We start from the raw sequence: 19,660 nt of genomic DNA on the forward strand, positions 1-19,660 counted from the left end.
GTTCGATCTTCAAAATATTTAAGATGGATTATCTATATTGGCACTTTCAATGACCAACTGATTTAAATTACTTTGTAAGTCTTTCAGCTTAAGTGTTGCCTCTGAACGCTTTTGCATGCCCTCTTTTTGAATCTGAATGACATCGTTGACCGTATTAATTAACGTATTTTGCACATGCTCTAACGTTTCAATATCAATCACTGAACGCTGATTTGCTCTTGCTGTATCTACTGAGTTTTGATGCAGCAAATCAGCATTACGTTTCAACAATTCATTGGTCGCATCATCAATTGTATTGGCCAATTGCACGCTATTTTTTTGTTCATTGAGCGAGATCGCCAAACTGATTTGATTTTTCCATGCTGGTAAGGTGATATTTTTAATGGCGTAAAACTTATCGACCAACATTAAGTTGTTAGATTGAATAATTCGAATCATCGGTAAAGTTTGCAGTGCGGATTGCTGCAAAATCTGTAAATCACTCACACGCTTTTCTAAGTTATTCGAAAGATGATTTAAATCATAAATTTTTTGCGTGGTATTTTGATCTTGAGCTAAATCGGTCAAATGTACGATTTCAGTTTGCAATTCTTGCTGGCGTAACTGCCCTGCTGCAATGTGTAAGCCAAGCTGTTTATATTCATCTTGGACACCTTCAAACATTTTCTCTAATGTACTTACACGTGCTTTTAGACCAGTTTGAGAACTTTCAATTTCAGTCACCAAGGCATCAATTTGCTCTTTGGTGGTATTGAAGTGCACATCAAAACTTTGCTTTGCCCCTTTGAACTTACTGAGTAATCCACCTAAAAATCCTGTATTTTGATTTTTATTTAAAATACTTGAAGTATTCAGTTTTTGAGCCACTTGTACCACTTGATTCAACTTTTTACCCGTTTCATCTAGGTCTTTATTTTGAACTAAGCCCAATAATTCATCAGTATATGATGCTGTTTTTGTTGCAATATTCTTTCCGTATTCAGCGACATTATGCTGATTAATTTCATCTAGCTCTTGTTTAACAGCCATGACATCTTGCAGGTCTTCTTGCTTTAAACCTAAAGACTTTAAATCCAAATGCTGAAAGTTTTGCTGTGTAATTTCAGTGCTATTTTCATGTTCAATATGGACAATATCAGATGCTTTCATATTTCACCTTTGTTATTTTGCTTGGCTGTATGCTCAATGGATTGTTTTAAAGTCTTAATTAATTTCTGCCGACTCTTTTCTAGCGAACTTAAATTGTGTTGGCTATGCGGCATTTGACTTTGTTGAATGTGGTATTGCCATGCAGGTAATAAAACCTGCTGTGCTTCCTTATAACGATCAAGCAATGAAAATGACAATTGCTGAGAAAGCTGCATCTGACTCATCGCAATATCATTACTGGCTTGCAAGGTCTTTAGGCTATAAATCTTTTTAGATAGACGCTCTCTAAAATGACCCAAAGCATCAGAAGATTGCACAAACTGAGGATATTCATCCAAAAACTCTTCAGCAGCTTGAATATGTTTCGCCATTTGTTCACGTAAACCCATCAGTTGCTGTAAGCGCGCTTGAGATTTTTGAATTTCGACTTGTATCTTTTGGCTTAGTTGATTAGTTCGGTCAATATCATGCTCTAGACTTTTATAATAATTTATCTGCTGAGAGGCATGTTCCAAGTCAAACCCAAACCAACGTTGTAACGCATTAAATTTTTTAGGTTTTAAAACTTTAGTGGATTGATTCAAAACACCAATCAAACGCTCAATACTCTGACTCATTTGCTGTGTAAGATGAGGATCGACTCCACTGAGTAACACAGATTGTGCTTGAATAATTTGATCGGCATAACGGTTTAATCGTGATTGATCATGAATTAAAGGCACCAAATAATCACGCTTCAGCAGCAAAAGCTCTTTTGCATCGACTGGAATATCCTGTAATGGAACCCAAGCTGTATGTTGTGACATAAACCGACGAACCTCATGATGAGATTTTATACTAAGGCTTTTCGCGATAAATTCATGTAGATTTTTGCAAAGAATCTCTTCATTTTTTCTTGTTTATTGATTACAGATAGGTGCTCATAAGATTTTTAGTTAAGCACCTTAGATCACTGAAAATATGTATAAAATTCTCGAATTAATCATTATATATCGTTTATTATTCAAGCTAAGTATAGCAATCATAACAAACTGAGAAGATGAAGATGGAACGCTTTTTCCATAACACTATGTATGCCGCACGTTGGATTTTAGCCCCTGTTTATTTTGGCTTATCTTTCGCACTCCTTTTACTGGCACTTAAATTCTTTCAGGAAGTCGTCCATGTACTTCCACATATTTTTGAATATAGCGAAGCAGATCTGATCTTAGTTATTTTATCTTTGGTCGATATGACCATGGTCGGTGGCTTAATTGTGATGGTGATGTTTTCAGGTTATGAAAATTTTGTCTCTCAACTGAAAATTGATGAAAATAAAGGTCGTCTGAATTGGCTTGGAACAATGGATGCTAATTCACTTAAACTCAAAGTGGCAGCTTCAATTGTTGCTATTTCATCAATTCATTTACTGAGAGGTGGATCAGGAAATTTGAACAACACCTATAAGTGATATTTTGCTCCCCAAATGATGTTATAAACATCGATATAAGGAGTATTTTATGGCACGTAGACCAAGAAGAAATCATTCAAATGATTTTAAAGCTAAGGTAGCACTTGCTGCGATTAAAGCAGAAAAAACACTTGCTGAATTGAGTGCTGAATTTGATGTTCATCAAAACCAAATTATCGACTGGAAAAATCAATTGATTTCGGCTTCCTCGCAAGCCTTCGATCAATCAAAAGCTCCAGCAGAACCACCCATTGATCTAAAAAAACTACATGCAAAAATCGGTGAGCAGGCATTAGAAATTGATTTTTTAGAAGGTGTGTTGAAGAAACTGGGCCGCTTCAACCACAAAAGTTAATCGACGACTCACTTCAGATTTCAGTATCTAAGCAAGCTAAGCTACTGAAAGTCTCCCGTGGTTGTTATTACTATCGCCCAAAACCTGTGAGTGCATCAGATCTGAAGCTGATGCGCTGTATTGATGAATTACATATGCAATACCCTTTTGCAGGTAGCCGTATGATGCGTGATTTATTGAACCGTCAAGGACATCATATAGGACGACGTCATACACGTACTTTAATGAAAAAAATGGGCATTAATGCGTTATATCGTAAACCAAATCTAAGTCAGGCCAATCAAGCTCACTGTAAATATCCATATCTGCTCAAAGGATTGAATATTCAACGGAGTAATCAAGTGTGGGCAACGGATATAACATATATCCCTATGGCAAAAGGCTTTGTCTACTTATGTGCTGTGATTGATTGGTACAGCCGTAAGGTGCTTGCCCATAGCGTATCGATTAGTATGGAGGTTGCATTTTGTATAGAAACATTAAATGAAGCTATTGAAAAATATGGTCGACCTGAAATCTTTAATACAGACCAAGGCAGTCAATTTACCAGTGATGCGTTTATTGAAGTGTTAAAATCAAATGACATCCAAATCAGCATGGACGGTAAAGGTCGTTGGGTCGATAATGTGATGATTGAACGATTATGGCGCAGCGTTAAATATGAGGAGGTTTATCTCAAAGCCTACAGCAATGTTTTGGATGCGAAGAAGCAATTAAACGCATATTTTGAATTTTATAATTTGAAACGACCTCATTCGAGTCTGGACAAAATGACTCCAGATGAGTTTTACTATGACCAGCTACCACAACAAAATAAGGTAGCTTAACTAGAGCAGAATATCACTTATAAATAAGCTTTTAGTTGTTCAAACAAGTGGGACCACCTCTACTGCGTATTTTTATGGATGCACGGAATATCGAAAACGATAAGATTATGTGGTATGTGATTATGCATATGACCTTTGTGGTGTCTGCATTTATTATGGGTTATTTAAATAAAATCTCTAAACACTAAACCTAATCTCATCATTAAAAAAGCCATGAATATTCATGGCTTTTGATTTAGAGATAATCACCTTCACCTTCACGTTCAGGTTGATACAGTACTTTTTCAATTTTGACATTCATCAATTGACCATTCGGCTGCGGCCATACAATTTCCTCACCTTCAGCTAAACCCAAAATCGCTGCACCTACAGGCGCAATGACATTCAGCTGACCTGCTTCACCCTTAAACTCATGCGGATAAACTAACGTCACTACAGATGCTTGCTGATTCGTAGAGAGTTTAACTTTCACTTGCGCATGCATGGTCACAACATTATCAGGAATATCTTGTGGTAAACGCACTTCAGCCCGTGCCAGTTCATCCTCAAGATGCTGCATGGTCTCTGTTAATGCGTCCTGATGCTCAAGCATAGTCTGCAAACGGTTGAGATCTTGTTCTGACAAAATAAGTTGTGGTTTTGACATGATGTTATGTTCCTTATAATTGTTATCCAAGTTATAGCTGATTCTGCAAATTTGCAAAAGATGAAAAGTGTATTCTATAAAAAAAGCCTCCTAACGGAGGCTTTTTCCATTAACGTGAAACGCTAATTTATTTTGCATATACTGGGAATTTAGCACATACAGCAGCAACTTTTTCTTTTACTGCAGCAATCACGGCTTCATCACCTTTCGCATCTAGGATGTCCGCGATCCAACCTGCAAGTTCACGTACTTCAGCTTCGCCGAAACCACGAGTTGTTACCGCAGGAGTACCGATACGGATACCAGAAGTTACGAATGGAGAGCGTGGATCGTTTGGTACAGAGTTTTTGTTAACAGTGATATGAGCAGCACCTAACCAAGCATCAGCATCTTTACCAGTGATGTCTTGTTTGATTAAAGATAACAAGAACAAGTGGTTTTTCGTACCGCCTGAAACAACGTCATAACCGCGTTCAATCAGAACTTCAGCCATTGCTTGCGCGTTTTTCACAACTTGTTGTTGGTATGCTTTGTATTCAGGCGCCATTGCTTCTTTAAAGCAGATCGCTTTAGCTGCGACAGCGTGAACTAAAGGACCACCTTGGTTACCTGGGAATACAGCAGACTGTAATTTTTTCTCGATTTCTTCGTTTGCTTTCGCAAGGATTAAACCTGAACGTGGACCACGAAGTGTTTTATGAGTCGTCGTTGTTGTTACGTCAGCAATTTGTACTGGGCTTGGGTAAACGCCAGCAGCAACAAGACCTGCAACGTGAGCCATATCTACAAATAGGTAAGCGCCAACTTTGTCCGCGATATCACGGAAACGTTGCCAATCAACGATTTGGCTGTATGCAGAGAAACCAGCAACGATCATACGTGGCTTGTGTTCAACAGCTAAACGTTCAACTTCTTCATAATCGATCTCACCAGTTTCTGGGTTTAGACCGTATTGAATTGCATTGTAAGTTTTACCAGAGAAGCTAACTTTTGCACCGTGAGTCAAGTGACCACCGTGAGCAAGGCTCATACCCAAAACAGTATCGCCAGGGTTAAGAAGCGCTAAGTAAACTGCAGAGTTTGCTTGAGAACCCGCATGTGGTTGAACGTTAGCGTAGTCAGCACCAAAGAGTTCTTTAGCACGGTCAATTGCCAATTGTTCGATTACGTCTACGTATTCGCAACCGCCGTAGTAGCGTTTGCCTGGGTAGCCTTCCGCATATTTGTTTGTAAGTTTTGAACCTTGAGCTTCCATTACTGCAGGTGAGCAGTAGTTTTCAGAAGCGATTAACTCAATGTGAGCTTCTTGACGAGCATCTTCGTTAGAGATTGCTTGAGCTAATTCTGGGTCAAATTGAGCAATTGAAGTATTGGCAAACATTAGCGAGGTCCTATTAAATTAGGGCTTTTAAGCCGTGCTAAGATTGGCGCGTATTGTAGCATGAACTTTTCTATTTACGACCATGAACTTGCGACTGTTTTCCATAAATTTATTTCATTTCAAACATTCGATCAGCTCATAAGTGGTAAAATCAAATGATTGAAATAAAAATAGAGATTTTAAATCGTTGAATTTTAATAACACGATAAAATCAAAATCTATCAACCTATAACAACTGTAAAAATCCAAAGACTGATTTCACTATGCTTGCTGCCCTTCTTTTCTTGATCATTGGTTTTAGCTTAGGCTATATCTATCGTGGTACAAAATCGAGCTCATGTCCTCAAACAACAACGGTCAGACGCTATCAAGCGCCTTTAACACATCAACAAAAATTGTATTTAAAAAGCATGCATCAAACGGAGAGCGACCGAATTCGTGAGCTGAATAAATTATCCAGTCATCAAAGTACTTTTTTACGGTTACTAAAACAGACTTTCTTTCATTTTGAGATTGCAGTTAAAGACAATCGATTTATTGTGCTTGATCGGGATCATTTTCCACTTGCGATATTTGAATACCGCGATGGTACTCAACCAATTAAACTTGTCGATCAGGAAGATGGCCTACCGTTGCATCTCTATAAAGCTTTAATTTCATCCGATGAACTTAAAAAAGATTACGCAAGCATCATCTCTACAGAAAAATAACGCTTTTATGTCAACGCACTGCATCATTTTTAAGTTTTTCTCGTTAATATGAACGTTATATAGCAATACTGATGGTGCAATACGATGCAGGCAATTATTCTCGATACTGAAACCCATACATTAAATGGCCAGCCCATTGAAATTGCTTACGCACCTGTAGATATTATTGACCATAAAATTAGCTTAGATAAAAGCAAACTGTTTGACCAACTCTATTCTTGCGATGAGCCAATTTCTTATGCTGCCATGGCGGTTCATCATATTTTAGAATCTGAATTAGTCGGTCAGCCCCACTACTCGACATTTAAATTGCCTAATGAGACGCAATACATTATTGGTCATAATATTGATTATGACATTCGCGCATTGGAAAAATGTGGTGTAGATAGTTCTAATATTAAAGCCATTTGTACATTGGCACTCGCACGCCGAGTTTGGCCGGATGCCGAAGCACACAATATTTCAGCTTTAATCTATATGATTACCAAAGGCAGCGAACGTGCCCGAGACATGATCCGTAAGGCGCATCGCGCTGATATGGATATCATTTTGACTGCCAACATCTTGATGCATATTGTTCATCATTTACAAATCAATAGTATCGAAGAGCTTTATGCGGCTTCAGAAGATGCACGTATTCCACGTACCATTAACTTTGGTAAGCATCGTGGTACTGCGATTAGCGAATTGCCCGCTGACTATATTCAATGGCTCCTTCGTCAGGACGATCTCGATCCTTACCTACGGAAAGCACTTGAGAATAATGCGATTCAAACACTTTAATTTGCATTGTCCAAAGTAAAAGCCATACCTTAAAAAGTATGGCTTTTTTTATATGCCTATTCAAAGTTTAGACTTTACAAAACTAAAGTCATGCATAAAAGCAATTAATAAAAATCCTAAAAATAACGTAAATTTATGATTTTATTCATTTAAATATAAGAAAACTTAATATCCAATTATCTTATTCGACTTTCAGACTATGTCCATTATGCAGGCTTTAATGGCATATAACAGTTTGGCTTTAAGCGATGATACAACGATGTCTTACTGTTTAGTTTTTGATGAATTTGATAATCCAACGTACTTAAAGAAAGTGGGAAACTGGGTTATTACTTTTGATACTCATCAAACACATGCCGAACAAACACGTTTAGCACTGACCAGTGTCTTACCTCGTTCTGTCGATTCAGGACTGCAAATTCGCCGGATCATTATTCAACAGCACAGCATCGAAAACCATTGGATCATTCAACTTATTGAAGCATTCGATAGCGAGCAAAATCAGGAAATCACCTTAAGTCTTGAAGATCCAAACACCCAAACATCTATTCAGCAGATTTTAGCCGAATTTGCACGTTACGATGTTTGTATCCAATTATTGAAACTTGAAGCATAAAAAACTCACCTTATGGTGAGTTTTTAGAGTTTGAAACGTTAATTCGCTTCAATCACTCGATAAATACTTGGCGTATTTTGGCTTTCGAATAAGAGTTCGATACTTGGCAAAATAATTTCGTCGCCAATCACCACATGCTCAATTTTTTGAACTAATTTAGGAAGCTCTAAAGATTCAATTTCAGAATCACGAAGGACAGCTTTTGCATCCACAACTTTGCTATATTGATCTTTCACCTTAATATCAATCATTTTTTTCATCATTCTTCTCCCTTTTTTTAGATCAAATTTTTATAACATGGTTTTCTAAAATCCAAGCCCTTAAATTGTTAAATTTCATGGCAATGTTAATTTTATTAAACCATGTAGATCATAAGTGATTGTTTTCATAATATTTAAATAAATTGTATGACAAAAAATAAAAAAAGCTCGCATTGCTGCGAGCTTTTCTGTTGGATGGCTAGTGCTAGATTTATTGCCTGTCAAAACAAGCTCAACTAACTGTCATTGATCCGTCCAACTCATCAGTAGCGCCCTATTTCAATGACCTACTGTAGTTTCAATATAGGATTAATTTTTCTACGCTGCAAGCCTACTTTACATTTCTAAAAGAACACTCATACAAAATTCAAATTGAGTTTTTTTACATTTATTTTAGAATTCAGCACTGTTTCACACGCCTATTTAAGCGCAAAATAGCGCATCTAATTTTTGCTTCTCATTGTTATGCTTTGGCAACTTATATTAAGCGACTTATATCGTTATACAGGCAGCACATCACTTAAAGCTTTGCTTAAAACCTATTTGTTTAATCGTGGTTTTAATTTTAGTGTTTGGCTACGAATTGCCAGTCAAAAATCTTTTTTGGCAAAATGCGCCTACCCTATTTTTTATTATAAAAAGAAGAAATATGGTATTGATATCCACTGCACCACAAAAATCGGTTATGGCTTGTTTATTGGTCATGGCGGACCATTGGTGGTGAATCCAACAACCATCATTGGCAATAACGTGAATTTATCACAGTTCACCACAATTGGAGCTAATGGCGGTCGTCAAGCCGCAACCATCGGCGATAATGTCTATATCGGCCCGAATGTTTGTATTATTGATGATGTAAAAATTGGTCATAATGCCACGATTGGCGCAGGCAGTGTGGTCACTAAGGATATTCCTGAAAATGCTACGGCAGTCGGTAATTATGCCAAAGTCATTAATTACGACAATGCGGGTCAATCGGTCAACCGACGTTGGACAATTAAATAGTCAAAATAAAAAAGCTCCTATATTAGGTAATGCCAGTCAGTTAAGCAAAAAAAGTTAAAATACTGTAAAAAGAGCGTATGTAAATACGCTCTTTTTTTATGAATTTATCTCAGAATTTAGATTTAACATTAAAACAAACCCTACCTTCACTTTCACAATTCAGTGAATTGATTGATTTAAACTGGATTGAAGATTGCTTAAACCAAACAGGTAAAGCATCAATTCGAAAAAGAAAACTGCCTGCTGAACATGTTGTTTGGCTGGTAATCGGACTTGCTCTATTTCGAAATCAACCGATTTGGTATGTGGTTCAACAATTGCAACTTGTTTTCGGTACGGCAGAATACTGTGTACCGAGTGCATCCGTACAAGCAAGACAGCGCTTAGGCTTAGAGCCCATGAGTGCTTTATTTTCGACATTAAGTCAGGCATGGTTTAAAGACTCACAACAACAATATAGCAACTTTCACGGTCTATGCGTTTGTGCTGTAGATGGTGTGGTTTGGTCTATGCCTCATACAGAAGAAAACTTTAAGCACTTTGGTTCATCCAAAGGCAAAACAGCAGCTGCCCCTTACCCACAAGTCAGAGCGACTTGCCTGGTGAATACCAATACACATGAAATGATTGATGCCCAAATTGGCAGTATGGATCAAGGTGAATTAACCTTAGCCAGTCAATTAAAAGCACCAGTTCGCAGTATTACCCTATTTGATCGTGCTTACTTCTCTGCTGATTTTTTAGTGAGTTGGCAATCTCAGGCAGAAGAGAGTCATTGGTTGATGCGAGCAAAGGACAACCTGCGTTATGAAGTGATTCATCATAATGCGGCCCATGACTTTCAGATCAAAATGCCTGTTTCAGCAAGAGCAAAAAAGATAAATCCGTCATTGGGTGACTATTGGGAAGCACGTTTAATTGAAGTTGAATATGCAGGAAAAATAAGATGTTACATTACATCATTAACAGATTCTGAAGTTTATCCATTCAAAGACCTTGCAATGCTTTATATCCAGCGTTGGGAAATAGAAATGTGTTATCGGGAAATTAAAAGTGATTTACAGGATGCAAGAATTTTAAGAAGCAAACAACCTGATTTGGTCTATCAAGAATTGTGGGGGGTATTTATTGCTTATAATATCTTAAGAAGACAGATGAGGTTTATCGCTGAACATGCAAAGGTGAGTCCTTTAAGGATCAGTTTCCATATTGCATCTATGAGTATTATCAATATCTTAAGGCACACACCTTTAGAATCAGCAGGAAATCTACCCAAACATTTAGCACAATTATTTGAACAATCTAAAATATTTGTATTACCTGAAAAAAGGCAAAGGCAATGTCCGCGAGTAGTGAAAATTAAAGCACAAAAATATCCAAGAAAATGCCAGTCAATTTCTTAACTGACTGGCATTACCTATATTAGGAGCTTTTTTCTGTTTCACGCTTTATTGTGCAGCGACAAATTTAGCACGAGCCGCATGTAGCTTTTTATAGCTTTCGATTAAACGAAGATGACGATCAAGCCCTTCAAGTTTCATACTGGTTTCAGTCAAACCATAGAATTTAATCGTTCCATCAACTGAACCCAATACGGCGTTCATACGTTCATCACCAAACATACGGCGGAAGTTATGTTCGTAATCTTCAAGTTCCATCTCATCATCAAGCATGACTTCAAGTACCACGTTCATGCATTGATAGAACAAGCCACGCTCAACGGTATTGGTATTAAACTGTAAGAATGCTTCAACTAAATCTTTGGCTTCTTCAAATTGCTTTAAAGCCACATAGATTAACAATTTAAGTTCAAGGATGGTGAGCTGTCCCCAAACGGTATTGTCATCAAATTCCACACCAATCAACGTTTTGATTTCGGTGTAATCATCTGAGTCACATTCTTCTAAACGTTCAACCAATGCTTTAAGTTGCTCGTCATTTAGACGGTGGATATTTAAGATATCTTCACGGTATAAAAGTGCTTTATTGGTATTATCCCAAACCAAGTCTTCAACTAAATAAATTTCTGAATAATCAGGCACTAAAATACGACAAGCTGTTGCACCAAGGTGTTTGTACACCGCCATGTACACTTCTTTACCCATGTCTTCAAGAATGCCGAACATCGCAGCAGCTTCATCCGCATTTGAGTTTTGACCATTGTTGGTGAAATCCCATTCCACAAACTCATAGTCAGACTTCGAGCTAAAGAAACGCCATGACACCACACCGCTTGAGTCAATAAAATGCTCAACAAAGTTATTTGGTTCAGTTACTGCATGTGAGCTAAACGTTGGTTTAGGCAAATCATTCAGACCTTCAAAACTACGACCTTGTAAAAGTTCAGTTAAGCTACGTTCAAGTGCTACCTCAAAGTTAGGATGTGCACCGAATGAAGCGAATACACCACCTGTACGTGGGTTCATTAAAGTCACACACATCACAGGGAATTGACCACCCAATGATGCATCTTTCACTAAGACTGGGAAACCTTGCTCTTCAAGCCCTTTGATGCCTTCAACAATTTTTGGATATTTTGCCAAAACAGATTCAGGTACATCTGGTAAGGTAATTTCACCTTCCAAAATTTCACGTTTCACTGCACGTTCAAAAATTTCAGACAAACACTGAACTTGAGCTTCTTCTAAGGTATTCCCTGCGCTCATACCATTAGAAAGATATAAGTTTTCAATCAAGTTTGATGGAAAATACACAGTTTCGCCATCAGACTGACGTACAAAGGGCAATGAACAAATACCGCGCTCAGTATTACCTGAGTTAGTGTCATATAAATGTGTACCTAACAACTCTTCATCAGGGTCGTAAATTTCAAGTGTGTATTCATCTAGAATTTCTTCTGGCAATTCACCATTTGGACCCGGCTTAAACCATTTTTCATCTGGATAATGCACAAAATCAGCATTGGCTAAATCTTCACCCCAGAATTGATCGTTATAGAAGAAGTTACAGTTTAGACGTTCAATAAATTCACCCAAAGCTGATGCCAAAGCACTTTCTTTGGTTGAACCTTTACCATTGGTGAAACACATTGGTGACTGCGCATCACGAATATGCAATGACCAGACATTTGGCACGATATTACGCCAAGACGCAATTTCAATCTTCATACCAAGACCTGCCAAAATCGCAGACATATTGGCAATGGTTTCTTCTAAAGGTAGATCTTTACCCGGAATAACCGTCTTGGTTTCAGAAGCCAATGAAGGAATCAGCAATGCTTGCGCATCAGCATCAATACTTTCAACTTCTTCAATGATAAATTCAGGACCGGTTTGAATCACTTTCTTAACCGTACAACGGTCAATCGAGCGCAGAATGCCCTGACGATCTTTTTCAGAAATATCAGCAGGCAATTCCACCTGAATTTTGAAAATTTGTTTATAGCGGTTTTCAGGGTCAACAATATTATTTTGCGAAAGACGAATATTGTCTGTCGGAATATCACGTGCCAAGCAATACACTTTTACAAAGTATGCAGCACACAAAGCTGAAGATGCTAAGAAATAATCGAATGGACCGGGAGCAGAACCATCACCTTTATAACGAATGGGTTGATCGGCAATGACGGTGAAATCATCGAACTTCGCTTCTTGGCGAAGATTATCGAGATAATTAACCTTAATTTCCATGCGGGCACCTAATGTTCTTATGTGTCATTCAGGACAAATAAGTTTTTGAATCTAAATATAAGCCGTATCACGGAGCAGAAATGACTTAAAAAATGAGGTTGGCTTATGCAGCAGACTATAAATACACATAGCCCTGCTTGAGCTGAATGCAGCTATTATAGTGATATTTTATAGAAATGATAATGATGTCGCAGATTCAGAAAAGATGTGACTTTTTATACCCATGACTTTAGCCACATTTTTTAAGAATAATCTTTTCTCTAACTATGTATCATCTATATATAGTTATACAAATCCTATTTTCTAATGAGGATTGAGTACTCATACTTGTTGTATAACTTCTATATAGAAAACTAAAAATAAACACCGATCTTTCTTTGATCATTTATTTGTCTAAATCTTGAGATATGCTAAACTTCGCCCACTTTATACACCTACGCTTTGTCGTGGGTGTTATTTTTTTAAATCTCCCTTTTTGAAATTAAATTGTTCAGTAGGCACAGCTTCTCCCAACTTTCGCTGTTGCACTTTATTTACTGCTTATTTTTTCAAATTTTTTGGAATCTCCTGTCCGTCAGGGGATTAGGCATTTTTTATTTCAAAATTTGACCTAAGGCTGACGGCAACGTATCGCTATAGTTGAAAATAATGTCTCAACCTCAAATTTCTAAACTCACTTTAGGTGCGTTACTGTTCCCACTCGCACTTGTGTTATTCGAATTCGCTGTCTATCTCGGCAATGATCTCGTGCAACCCGCGATGTTAGGTGTTACTCGTGATTTTGGTGTCAGCAGTTCTTGGGCACCCTCTTCAATGTCTTTCTATTTGTTAGGTGGTGGCTGCTTGGCATGGCTCATGGGTCCACTCTCTGACCGCATTGGCCGTAAGAAGGTCTTACTCACTGGCGCATTATTTTTTACTGCCATGTGCTTGTTGATTTTGTTCATGCCCAATATTCAAAGCTTCCTCGGTGTTCGCTTTTTACAAGGTATTGGTTTAACTGTCATTAGCGCTGTAGGTTATGCGGCCATTCAGGAAAACTTTGAAGAGCGCACCGCAATTAAAGTTATGGCATTAATGGGTAATATGACATTAATGGCTCCTTTGCTTGGACCCGTCATTGGTGCATTTCTGATTGACCATATTTCATGGCATTGGGGCTTTATCGGTATTGCTGTGCTGTCTATGCTCGGTTGGCTGGGGCTTAAACTGGCTATGCCGAATGATCAGAAAGCCAATTTATCCACTGCACCAATGGGTAATATGTGGGCTGACTTTAAAAAGGTGTATAGCAATAAACAATTTTTAGTCATGACCAGCGCACTTCCAATGGCATCACTGCCAATTATGATGTGGATTGCGCTCTCACCTGTCATGTTGGTGGAGAAATTTGCTTTTACTGGTTTTGAATATGGCTTAGCTCAAATTCCTGTACTCGGCGCATTAATCCTTGGCAGTGTACTGCTGATGAAAATCGTGGATAAATATCCACTCGGACAAACCGTGCTCGTCGGTCTACCGATTATGTTGGTCGGTTCACTGGTGACTATTTCAGGACTATTTGTTCCAGATTACTCAGTGTGGTTATTGATTATCGGGATGACGCTGATGAGTTTTGGTGAAGGGATCTGTTTCTCTGTGCTGTATCGTTTAGCCATGATGTCATCTGATGTCTCTAAAGGGACGGTCGCATCTGCCATGTCAATGATGATGATGTTGATCTACTTCACCTTTCTTGAGATTTCACGTCATTTATATGAAGCATTCGATATGCTGGCATTCAGCTTATGTGGCTTAGTCTTGGTTCTCTTATGGTTTACCCTACCACGCAAAATGCTAAAACAGATTATGCAAAAGCGTAAGGAAAATAATGAATTCTAAATAGAATAATTTTTTCAAAGCGAGCCAAATTTGAGCTCGCTTTTTTATTGCCTAAAACTAGAAATGCTCACATTTCAGCTTAAGCAAGATTTGAAAAATGGGGAATAAAATAGATGCTTAAAAAATAGAAAATGAAAATTATTATATTTTAGTGTTATAGAATAAAAAATGGTGCGCTCAGCGGGACTCGAACCCACGCCACAGGCTTCGGAGACCTGTACTCTATCCAGTTGAGCTATGAGCGCGCGACGCACATCATAACAAAAAAAAGCGCGAGGTAAAGCAACTATATATAAGTCTCTCAATTTACTGATTATGCTTTATACAATGTTGCAAATTTGGAACGCAGAATACCGAGTTAATCACTTGGATTATCCAGCAAGATCACTCACAATATCTCAACTTTTCACCAATTGAGACATTCATGACTGATGCATTGACATTAAGGGATTTGTCCAAAACCTATCGTAATGGTTTTCAAGCACTTAAAGGAATTAATCTGACTGTACCCGAAGGTGAATTTTATGCACTTTTAGGGCCAAATGGCGCGGGAAAATCCACTACAATCGGTATTATCAGCTCATTAACAAAAAAATCGGGCGGAACGGTAGAAATATTTGGTCATAATCTAGACACTCAACCTTCTCTTGCAAAACAACATTTAGGGGTTGTACCGCAAGAATTCAACTTTGCCCAATTTGAAAAAACCTTTGATATTTTGGTGACTCAAGCTGGTTATTACGGCATTCCTAAAAAAATTGCGCAAGCACGTGCAGAAGAATACCTCACCAAGCTTGGTCTATGGGAAAAACGTAGTACGCAAGCACGTATGCTGTCAGGCGGGATGAAGCGTCGTCTAATGATCGCGCGTGCCATGATGCATGAACCTAAGTTGCTCATTTTGGATGAGCCGACTGCGGGTGTAGATATTGAGCTACGTCGCTCAATGTGGGACTTCCTCAATGAGATGAATGATAAAGGTACCTCTATCATTCTCACTACACACTATTTAGAAGAAGCAGAAATGCTCTGTCGTCGAATTGCAATTATAGACCGTGGTGTGATTAAAGAAGATACCACCATGAAAAACTTCCTCAATCAGCTCAATGAAGAATCGTTTATTTTAGATTTAGTTGATCCGATAGAACCGCTTAATATAGAAATTATTGGGGTTAAATTTAACTTGGTCGATCCCGTGACTTTAGAAGTAACTCTTGATAAAGCACACAGTATGAATGATCTGTTCCAATTGCTTGAATCGAAAAATATTCGTGTAAGTAGTATGCGTAACAAATCAAACCGTTTAGAAGAACTCTTTGTGAAAATGGTCGAAAAGAATCTTGATGGAGCGAGCGCATGAACTTCAATCAACTCTGCGTCGCTTTATATACCATCGTTTATAAAGAAGTCCGTCGCTTTATGCGAATTTGGCCACAAACGTTACTTCCACCAGCGATTACCATGAGTTTGTACTTCGTGATTTTCGGTAATTTGGTGGGTTCACGCATCGGTCAAATGGGCGGATTCAGCTATATGGAATTCATTGTTCCTGGCTTAATCATGATGGCGGTCATTACCAACAGTTATGCCAATGTATCTTCAAGTTTCTTTAGTGCTAAATTCCAAAAAAGTATTGAAGAGTTGATCATGAGCCCTGTCCCCCTACATATTGTACTGTGGGGCTTTGTACTAGGTGGATTATGTCGTGGTGTCTTAGTGGGTATTATTGTTAGTGCCATGAGTCTGTTTTTCTCAGATTTAAGCATTACCAATTGGTTTGTGACTATATATACCATTGTGATCACATCACTACTATTTTCATTAGGTGGCTTTATTAATGCAGTCTATGCAAAATCTTTTGATGATATTTCGATTATCCCAACATTTGTTTTAACACCGCTGACTTATTTAGGTGGTGTATTTTATGCAATTTCAGCATTAAGCCCATTTTGGCAAAACTTATCTTTAATTAACCCGATTGTATATATGGTTAATGCGTTCCGTTTTGGCATCCTAGGTCATAGCGATGTCAACGTCACAATTTCATTAACTGTTATTACAATCTGCTGTGCCGTACTTTATGGCGTGGCTTATCATTTACTCTCCCGTGGTTCAGGAATGCGTGAATAATGAGTGTAGAAAATTCTCTTCTTGGTAAAGATACCAACTACCCTACTGAATATCAGCCTGATGTTCTATTTCCAATTTCACGTGCGCCTGCACGTGAAGCGTATGCTCATGTTGAAGGTATTCGACAAGGTAAAGACTGGTGGCATGTTTTCGAAATTTCATGGCTTAATTTAGCCGGTGTACCTCAAGTTGCGATTGGTCGCATTACGCTTCCAGCATCTTCACCGAATTTAATCGAATCGAAATCTCTAAAGCTCTACTTTAATAGTTTGAACTTTGCCAAATTCGAATCGAAAGAAGCATTTATTGCGACTGTTGAAAAAGATTTATCTAAAGCCGCTGAAGCAGAAATCAAATTGGATTTATTCCATGTTGATGATTTAGAGATTACAAAACCTGAAGGGATTTGTCTTGATGATTTGACACCTGAGCGTATTGAACATCACCCTGATGCATCATTATTGGCTTTTGATTCAGCGAGCGATGAAGAAGTTGATGTTCAGTTATATTCACATCTGTTAAGAAGTAACTGTCCAGTCACTGGACAACCGGACTGGGGTACAGTATTTATACGCTATCAAGGTAAAAAACCTTGTTATAAGAGTATTTTGGCTTATATTATTTCTTATCGTCAGCATAATGGTTTCCACGAGCAATGTGTGGAGCAGATTTTTGCCGATGTTTGGCAAAATCTACAACCAAAAAATCTGATGGTATATGCAACTTATACACGTCGTGGTGGATTGGATATTAATCCGTGCCGTGTATCAGACTTAACATGGATGCCTCGCCCTATTCGATTAGCGCGACAATAAAAACATTGAGGTTTAACAATGCCATTTTTCGGGTTTATTCCTTCTGCAGAGCTTTTAAATACAATTCAGACTGCACAACAAAACAAAAATTCGAGTGAACCACTGTATCCACTTCGAGATAAAACTGCATTACTGATTAATGATGAGATTATTGATGCGATTTTGACTGAACTGGTACGACGTTTTCCACCAAGTGAAAAACGTGATACAGCAGAAAAATTGGCAGGTTATATTAAATCCACCGTCGCAGTCTTACTCAAACAACTTTTGGGTAAGGCTTCGAACGATGTGGTACGCCAATCTATCGAATTTTCTGAAAAAAGCTTATTTAAAGATCCACAAGGTCAATATCGCGTCGGCGAACCTCTTGATGCCAATCTAGTCAGCAAACTCAAGCAAAACTATGCAGATTTAAGTGCAGGCAAAGAGATTGATAAACAAGCCTTAAGTAACTTATATAAGCAATTTGGTGAAGCTACTGTTCGCCACTTTATGAGTGACTTTAATAAGACGCTTGATTTAGGCATGATCAAACGTAAAGCTTCAGAATTGGGGGCATCTGCTGTCATTAAAGCAATTAATATTGCTGCAGATAAAATTATTTTGAATTTGACCAATGATGAACTCAAAGCGATGGCTGAATACCACGATACACTGTTCTATGTTTAATAAAAATTTCACTGAAAAAGCCTGAGATTACTCAGGCTTTTTTTATACCTAAATAATTTGTTACACATTTGATCAATTGGCTCTACTTTTTAAATCAATAAGCCCTATTCTTTGTCTTTTTTTGTATAGCTTTCTAGGTGCAATCTACCGACAGATGATATCTTGACCATCTTAAAAATATTATCTAAATGCTTGATGTCATAATAGATCGAGCCATAGATAGTTTTCACCTAAGCACTATGTTGTATCTAATTTTTTTTGGAATTTGGATGTTAATGTTGAACTCTCATTTTTATAAAAAACTAAAACAATTGAGCACCGCTGTCTTTGCAATCAGTTTGACCAGCTTTGCGCAAGCCAACGATTTCCAAAATCACCCTTCATATGCCAATTTTAAGCAAAATACCATGAAGACTTATGGTCTGAGTGCGGAACAAATTGACTGGGCAATGAATGGCTCTAAAAATTTGCCTAATATTATTAATATTATGAATCGTCCAGGTGAAAGCAAACCTTGGTACAGCTATAAAACCAACTTCCTTTCAGAAGGCACGATTCAACGCGGTGTGCGCTTTAAACAACAATATGCATCTACCCTACAACGTGCTGAGCAACAGTTTGGTGTACCCCAATCCATCATTTTAGGGATTTTGGGTGTAGAAACAGGTTTTGGCTCAAATAAAGGCTCATTTACTACACGCGATGCGCTTGCAACACTCGGTTTTAATGGTGACCGTCGCAATCAATATTTCCAAGATGAGTTATCTGCGCTTATTGCATGGTCGTATAAAGACGGTATTCCGACTTCTTCTGTCATCGGTTCTTATGCAGGTGCGGTCGGTTATCCGCAATTTATGCCAAGCAATATCACTAAGTTCGGTGTCGACTACGATGGTAACGGTCATATTGACCTTAGAAATTCAGCTGTAGATGCAATTGGTTCTATTGCAAATTATCTTGCTAATCATGGTTGGCAGCGCGATCAACCAATTGCATTTGCCGCAAGATACACCGGAAATAATCCCGATCAGATCATTGCCAAAGATCTTACTGCACCCATTCCATATGGCGCACTTAAAACACAAGGCATTAGCCCTTTAAATCCAATTGTGAAAATTGATGATTTAGACATGGTCAATGTCATTCAATTACAGGAAAATTACGGTCCGATCTATTACCTGACATACCCGAATTTTCAGGTGATTACGACCTATAACAAGAGCCGAATGTATGCCACCGCATTGTGGCTTTTAGGTACAGAAATTACCAATCGTTAACATGAATTTTTCCTAATTCTCATAAAAGTCAAGAAATTTTTATGAGAATTAGTTCA

20 protein-coding genes and 1 tRNA gene are annotated in these 19,660 nt (G+C 38.0%); 14 read left to right on the plus strand and 7 right to left on the minus strand.

Features of this window, described 5'->3' with window-relative positions; all coding sequences use genetic code 11:
• Nucleotides 1–18: 18 nt before the first annotated feature.
• Complete coding sequence (locus tag A3K93_RS07730; protein WP_067730455.1) at nucleotides 19–1,149, minus strand: toxic anion resistance protein; 1,131 nt, start codon at nucleotides 1,147–1,149, stop codon at nucleotides 19–21.
• Nucleotides 1,146–1,955: a tellurium resistance protein gene (locus A3K93_RS07735; protein WP_067730457.1), complete on the minus strand. Its 810-nt coding sequence runs from the start codon at nucleotides 1,953–1,955 to the stop codon at nucleotides 1,146–1,148. The genes A3K93_RS07730 and A3K93_RS07735 overlap by 4 nt, the downstream gene beginning before the upstream one ends.
• 239 nt (nucleotides 1,956–2,194) lie before the next feature.
• Here A3K93_RS07735 and A3K93_RS07740 point away from each other — a divergent pair, with 239 nt between their 5' ends.
• The 3 genes from A3K93_RS07740 to A3K93_RS14825 all read left to right on the plus strand — a co-directional run bounded on the left by A3K93_RS07740 (nucleotide 2,195) and on the right by A3K93_RS14825 (nucleotide 3,969).
• Complete coding sequence (locus A3K93_RS07740; protein ID WP_236761078.1) at nucleotides 2,195–2,599, plus strand: TIGR00645 family protein; 405 nt, start codon at nucleotides 2,195–2,197, stop codon at nucleotides 2,597–2,599.
• A gap of 49 nt (nucleotides 2,600–2,648) precedes the next feature.
• Nucleotides 2,649–3,781, plus strand: a protein-coding gene (locus A3K93_RS14720; protein ID WP_227509863.1) for an IS3 family transposase whose coding sequence is annotated in 2 segments (ribosomal slippage) — nucleotides 2,649–2,901 and nucleotides 2,901–3,781 — 1,134 coding nt in all. Because the reading frame shifts where the segments join, the coding sequence is not laid out codon by codon here.
• A gap of 35 nt (nucleotides 3,782–3,816) precedes the next feature.
• Nucleotides 3,817–3,969 (plus strand): hypothetical protein, encoded by a 153-nt coding sequence (locus A3K93_RS14825; protein ID WP_236761079.1) that lies wholly within the window; start codon nucleotides 3,817–3,819, stop codon nucleotides 3,967–3,969.
• A 47-nt stretch (nucleotides 3,970–4,016) separates the two neighbouring features.
• Here the strand turns inward: A3K93_RS14825 and rnk are convergent, their stop codons facing one another.
• Both rnk and glyA read right to left on the minus strand, forming a co-directional pair.
• A complete protein-coding gene (gene rnk / locus A3K93_RS07755; RefSeq protein ID WP_067730459.1) occupies nucleotides 4,017–4,427 on the minus strand; it encodes a nucleoside diphosphate kinase regulator in 411 nt (136 codons plus the stop codon).
• Between the two features lie 127 nt (nucleotides 4,428–4,554).
• The gene (gene glyA, locus A3K93_RS07760) at nucleotides 4,555–5,808 is read right to left on the minus strand and encodes a serine hydroxymethyltransferase (RefSeq protein ID WP_067730461.1); all 1,254 of its coding nucleotides are present in this window, start codon (nucleotides 5,806–5,808) and stop codon (nucleotides 4,555–4,557) included.
• 263 nt (nucleotides 5,809–6,071) lie between these two features.
• Between glyA and A3K93_RS07765 the strand changes: the two genes are divergently transcribed.
• The 3 genes from A3K93_RS07765 to A3K93_RS07775 all read left to right on the plus strand — a co-directional run bounded on the left by A3K93_RS07765 (nucleotide 6,072) and on the right by A3K93_RS07775 (nucleotide 7,917).
• Nucleotides 6,072–6,518 carry a hypothetical protein gene (locus tag A3K93_RS07765; protein ID WP_067730463.1) on the plus strand — a complete coding sequence of 149 codons (447 nt, stop codon included), beginning with the start codon at nucleotides 6,072–6,074 and terminating at the stop codon, nucleotides 6,516–6,518.
• Between the two features lie 84 nt (nucleotides 6,519–6,602).
• On the plus strand, nucleotides 6,603–7,301 hold the full coding sequence (locus A3K93_RS07770; RefSeq protein WP_067730465.1) for a DNA polymerase III subunit epsilon: 699 nt from the start codon (nucleotides 6,603–6,605) through the stop codon (nucleotides 7,299–7,301).
• Nucleotides 7,302–7,560: 259 nt separating this feature from the next.
• A complete protein-coding gene (locus A3K93_RS07775; protein WP_067731701.1) occupies nucleotides 7,561–7,917 on the plus strand; it encodes a hypothetical protein in 357 nt (118 codons plus the stop codon).
• Nucleotides 7,918–7,955: 38 nt separating this feature from the next.
• On the opposite strand, the gene A3K93_RS07780 is transcribed toward A3K93_RS07775, so the two are convergent.
• Nucleotides 7,956–8,177 carry a hypothetical protein gene (locus tag A3K93_RS07780; protein WP_067731702.1) on the minus strand — a complete coding sequence of 74 codons (222 nt, stop codon included), beginning with the start codon at nucleotides 8,175–8,177 and terminating at the stop codon, nucleotides 7,956–7,958.
• Nucleotides 8,178–8,642: 465 nt separating this feature from the next.
• Here A3K93_RS07780 and A3K93_RS07785 point away from each other — a divergent pair, with 465 nt between their 5' ends.
• Entirely contained in the window at nucleotides 8,643–9,182 is a 540-nt protein-coding gene (locus A3K93_RS07785; protein WP_067730467.1) for a serine O-acetyltransferase, read from the plus strand.
• A 98-nt stretch (nucleotides 9,183–9,280) separates the two neighbouring features.
• On the plus strand, nucleotides 9,281–10,585 hold the full coding sequence (locus tag A3K93_RS07790; RefSeq protein ID WP_067730469.1) for an IS4 family transposase: 1,305 nt from the start codon (nucleotides 9,281–9,283) through the stop codon (nucleotides 10,583–10,585).
• 45 nt (nucleotides 10,586–10,630) lie between these two features.
• Here the strand turns inward: A3K93_RS07790 and A3K93_RS07795 are convergent, their stop codons facing one another.
• On the minus strand, nucleotides 10,631–12,832 hold the full coding sequence (locus A3K93_RS07795; protein ID WP_067730471.1) for an OsmC domain/YcaO domain-containing protein: 2,202 nt from the start codon (nucleotides 12,830–12,832) through the stop codon (nucleotides 10,631–10,633).
• Between the two features lie 648 nt (nucleotides 12,833–13,480).
• Between A3K93_RS07795 and A3K93_RS07800 the strand changes: the two genes are divergently transcribed.
• Nucleotides 13,481–14,713: an MdfA family multidrug efflux MFS transporter gene (locus tag A3K93_RS07800; protein WP_067730473.1), complete on the plus strand. Its 1,233-nt coding sequence runs from the start codon at nucleotides 13,481–13,483 to the stop codon at nucleotides 14,711–14,713.
• A 169-nt stretch (nucleotides 14,714–14,882) separates the two neighbouring features.
• On the opposite strand, the gene A3K93_RS07805 is transcribed toward A3K93_RS07800, so the two are convergent.
• A tRNA-Arg gene (locus tag A3K93_RS07805) sits at nucleotides 14,883–14,958 on the minus strand.
• Nucleotides 14,959–15,137: 179 nt separating this feature from the next.
• Between A3K93_RS07805 and A3K93_RS07810 the strand changes: the two genes are divergently transcribed.
• From A3K93_RS07810 to mltB, 5 genes are all read left to right on the plus strand, one after another.
• Nucleotides 15,138–16,073, plus strand: a complete 936-nt coding sequence (locus A3K93_RS07810) for an ABC transporter ATP-binding protein (RefSeq protein WP_067730476.1) — start codon at nucleotides 15,138–15,140, stop codon at nucleotides 16,071–16,073.
• Nucleotides 16,070–16,843 (plus strand): ABC transporter permease, encoded by a 774-nt coding sequence (locus A3K93_RS07815; protein ID WP_067730478.1) that lies wholly within the window; start codon nucleotides 16,070–16,072, stop codon nucleotides 16,841–16,843. Before A3K93_RS07810 ends, A3K93_RS07815 begins: the two co-directional genes overlap by 4 nt.
• On the plus strand, nucleotides 16,843–17,658 hold the full coding sequence (queF, locus tag A3K93_RS07820) for an NADPH-dependent 7-cyano-7-deazaguanine reductase QueF (protein ID WP_067730480.1): 816 nt from the start codon (nucleotides 16,843–16,845) through the stop codon (nucleotides 17,656–17,658). Before A3K93_RS07815 ends, queF begins: the two co-directional genes overlap by 1 nt.
• A gap of 18 nt (nucleotides 17,659–17,676) precedes the next feature.
• Nucleotides 17,677–18,327 carry a hypothetical protein gene (locus tag A3K93_RS07825; RefSeq protein ID WP_067730482.1) on the plus strand — a complete coding sequence of 217 codons (651 nt, stop codon included), beginning with the start codon at nucleotides 17,677–17,679 and terminating at the stop codon, nucleotides 18,325–18,327.
• Between the two features lie 275 nt (nucleotides 18,328–18,602).
• Nucleotides 18,603–19,604 carry a lytic murein transglycosylase B gene (gene mltB / locus A3K93_RS07830; RefSeq protein WP_067731703.1) on the plus strand — a complete coding sequence of 334 codons (1,002 nt, stop codon included), beginning with the start codon at nucleotides 18,603–18,605 and terminating at the stop codon, nucleotides 19,602–19,604.
• Nucleotides 19,605–19,660: the final 56 nt, after the last annotated feature.

This window comes from Acinetobacter sp. NCu2D-2 (genome assembly GCF_001647675.1).
In the GTDB taxonomy this organism is placed as follows: Bacteria; Pseudomonadota; Gammaproteobacteria; order Pseudomonadales; family Moraxellaceae; genus Acinetobacter.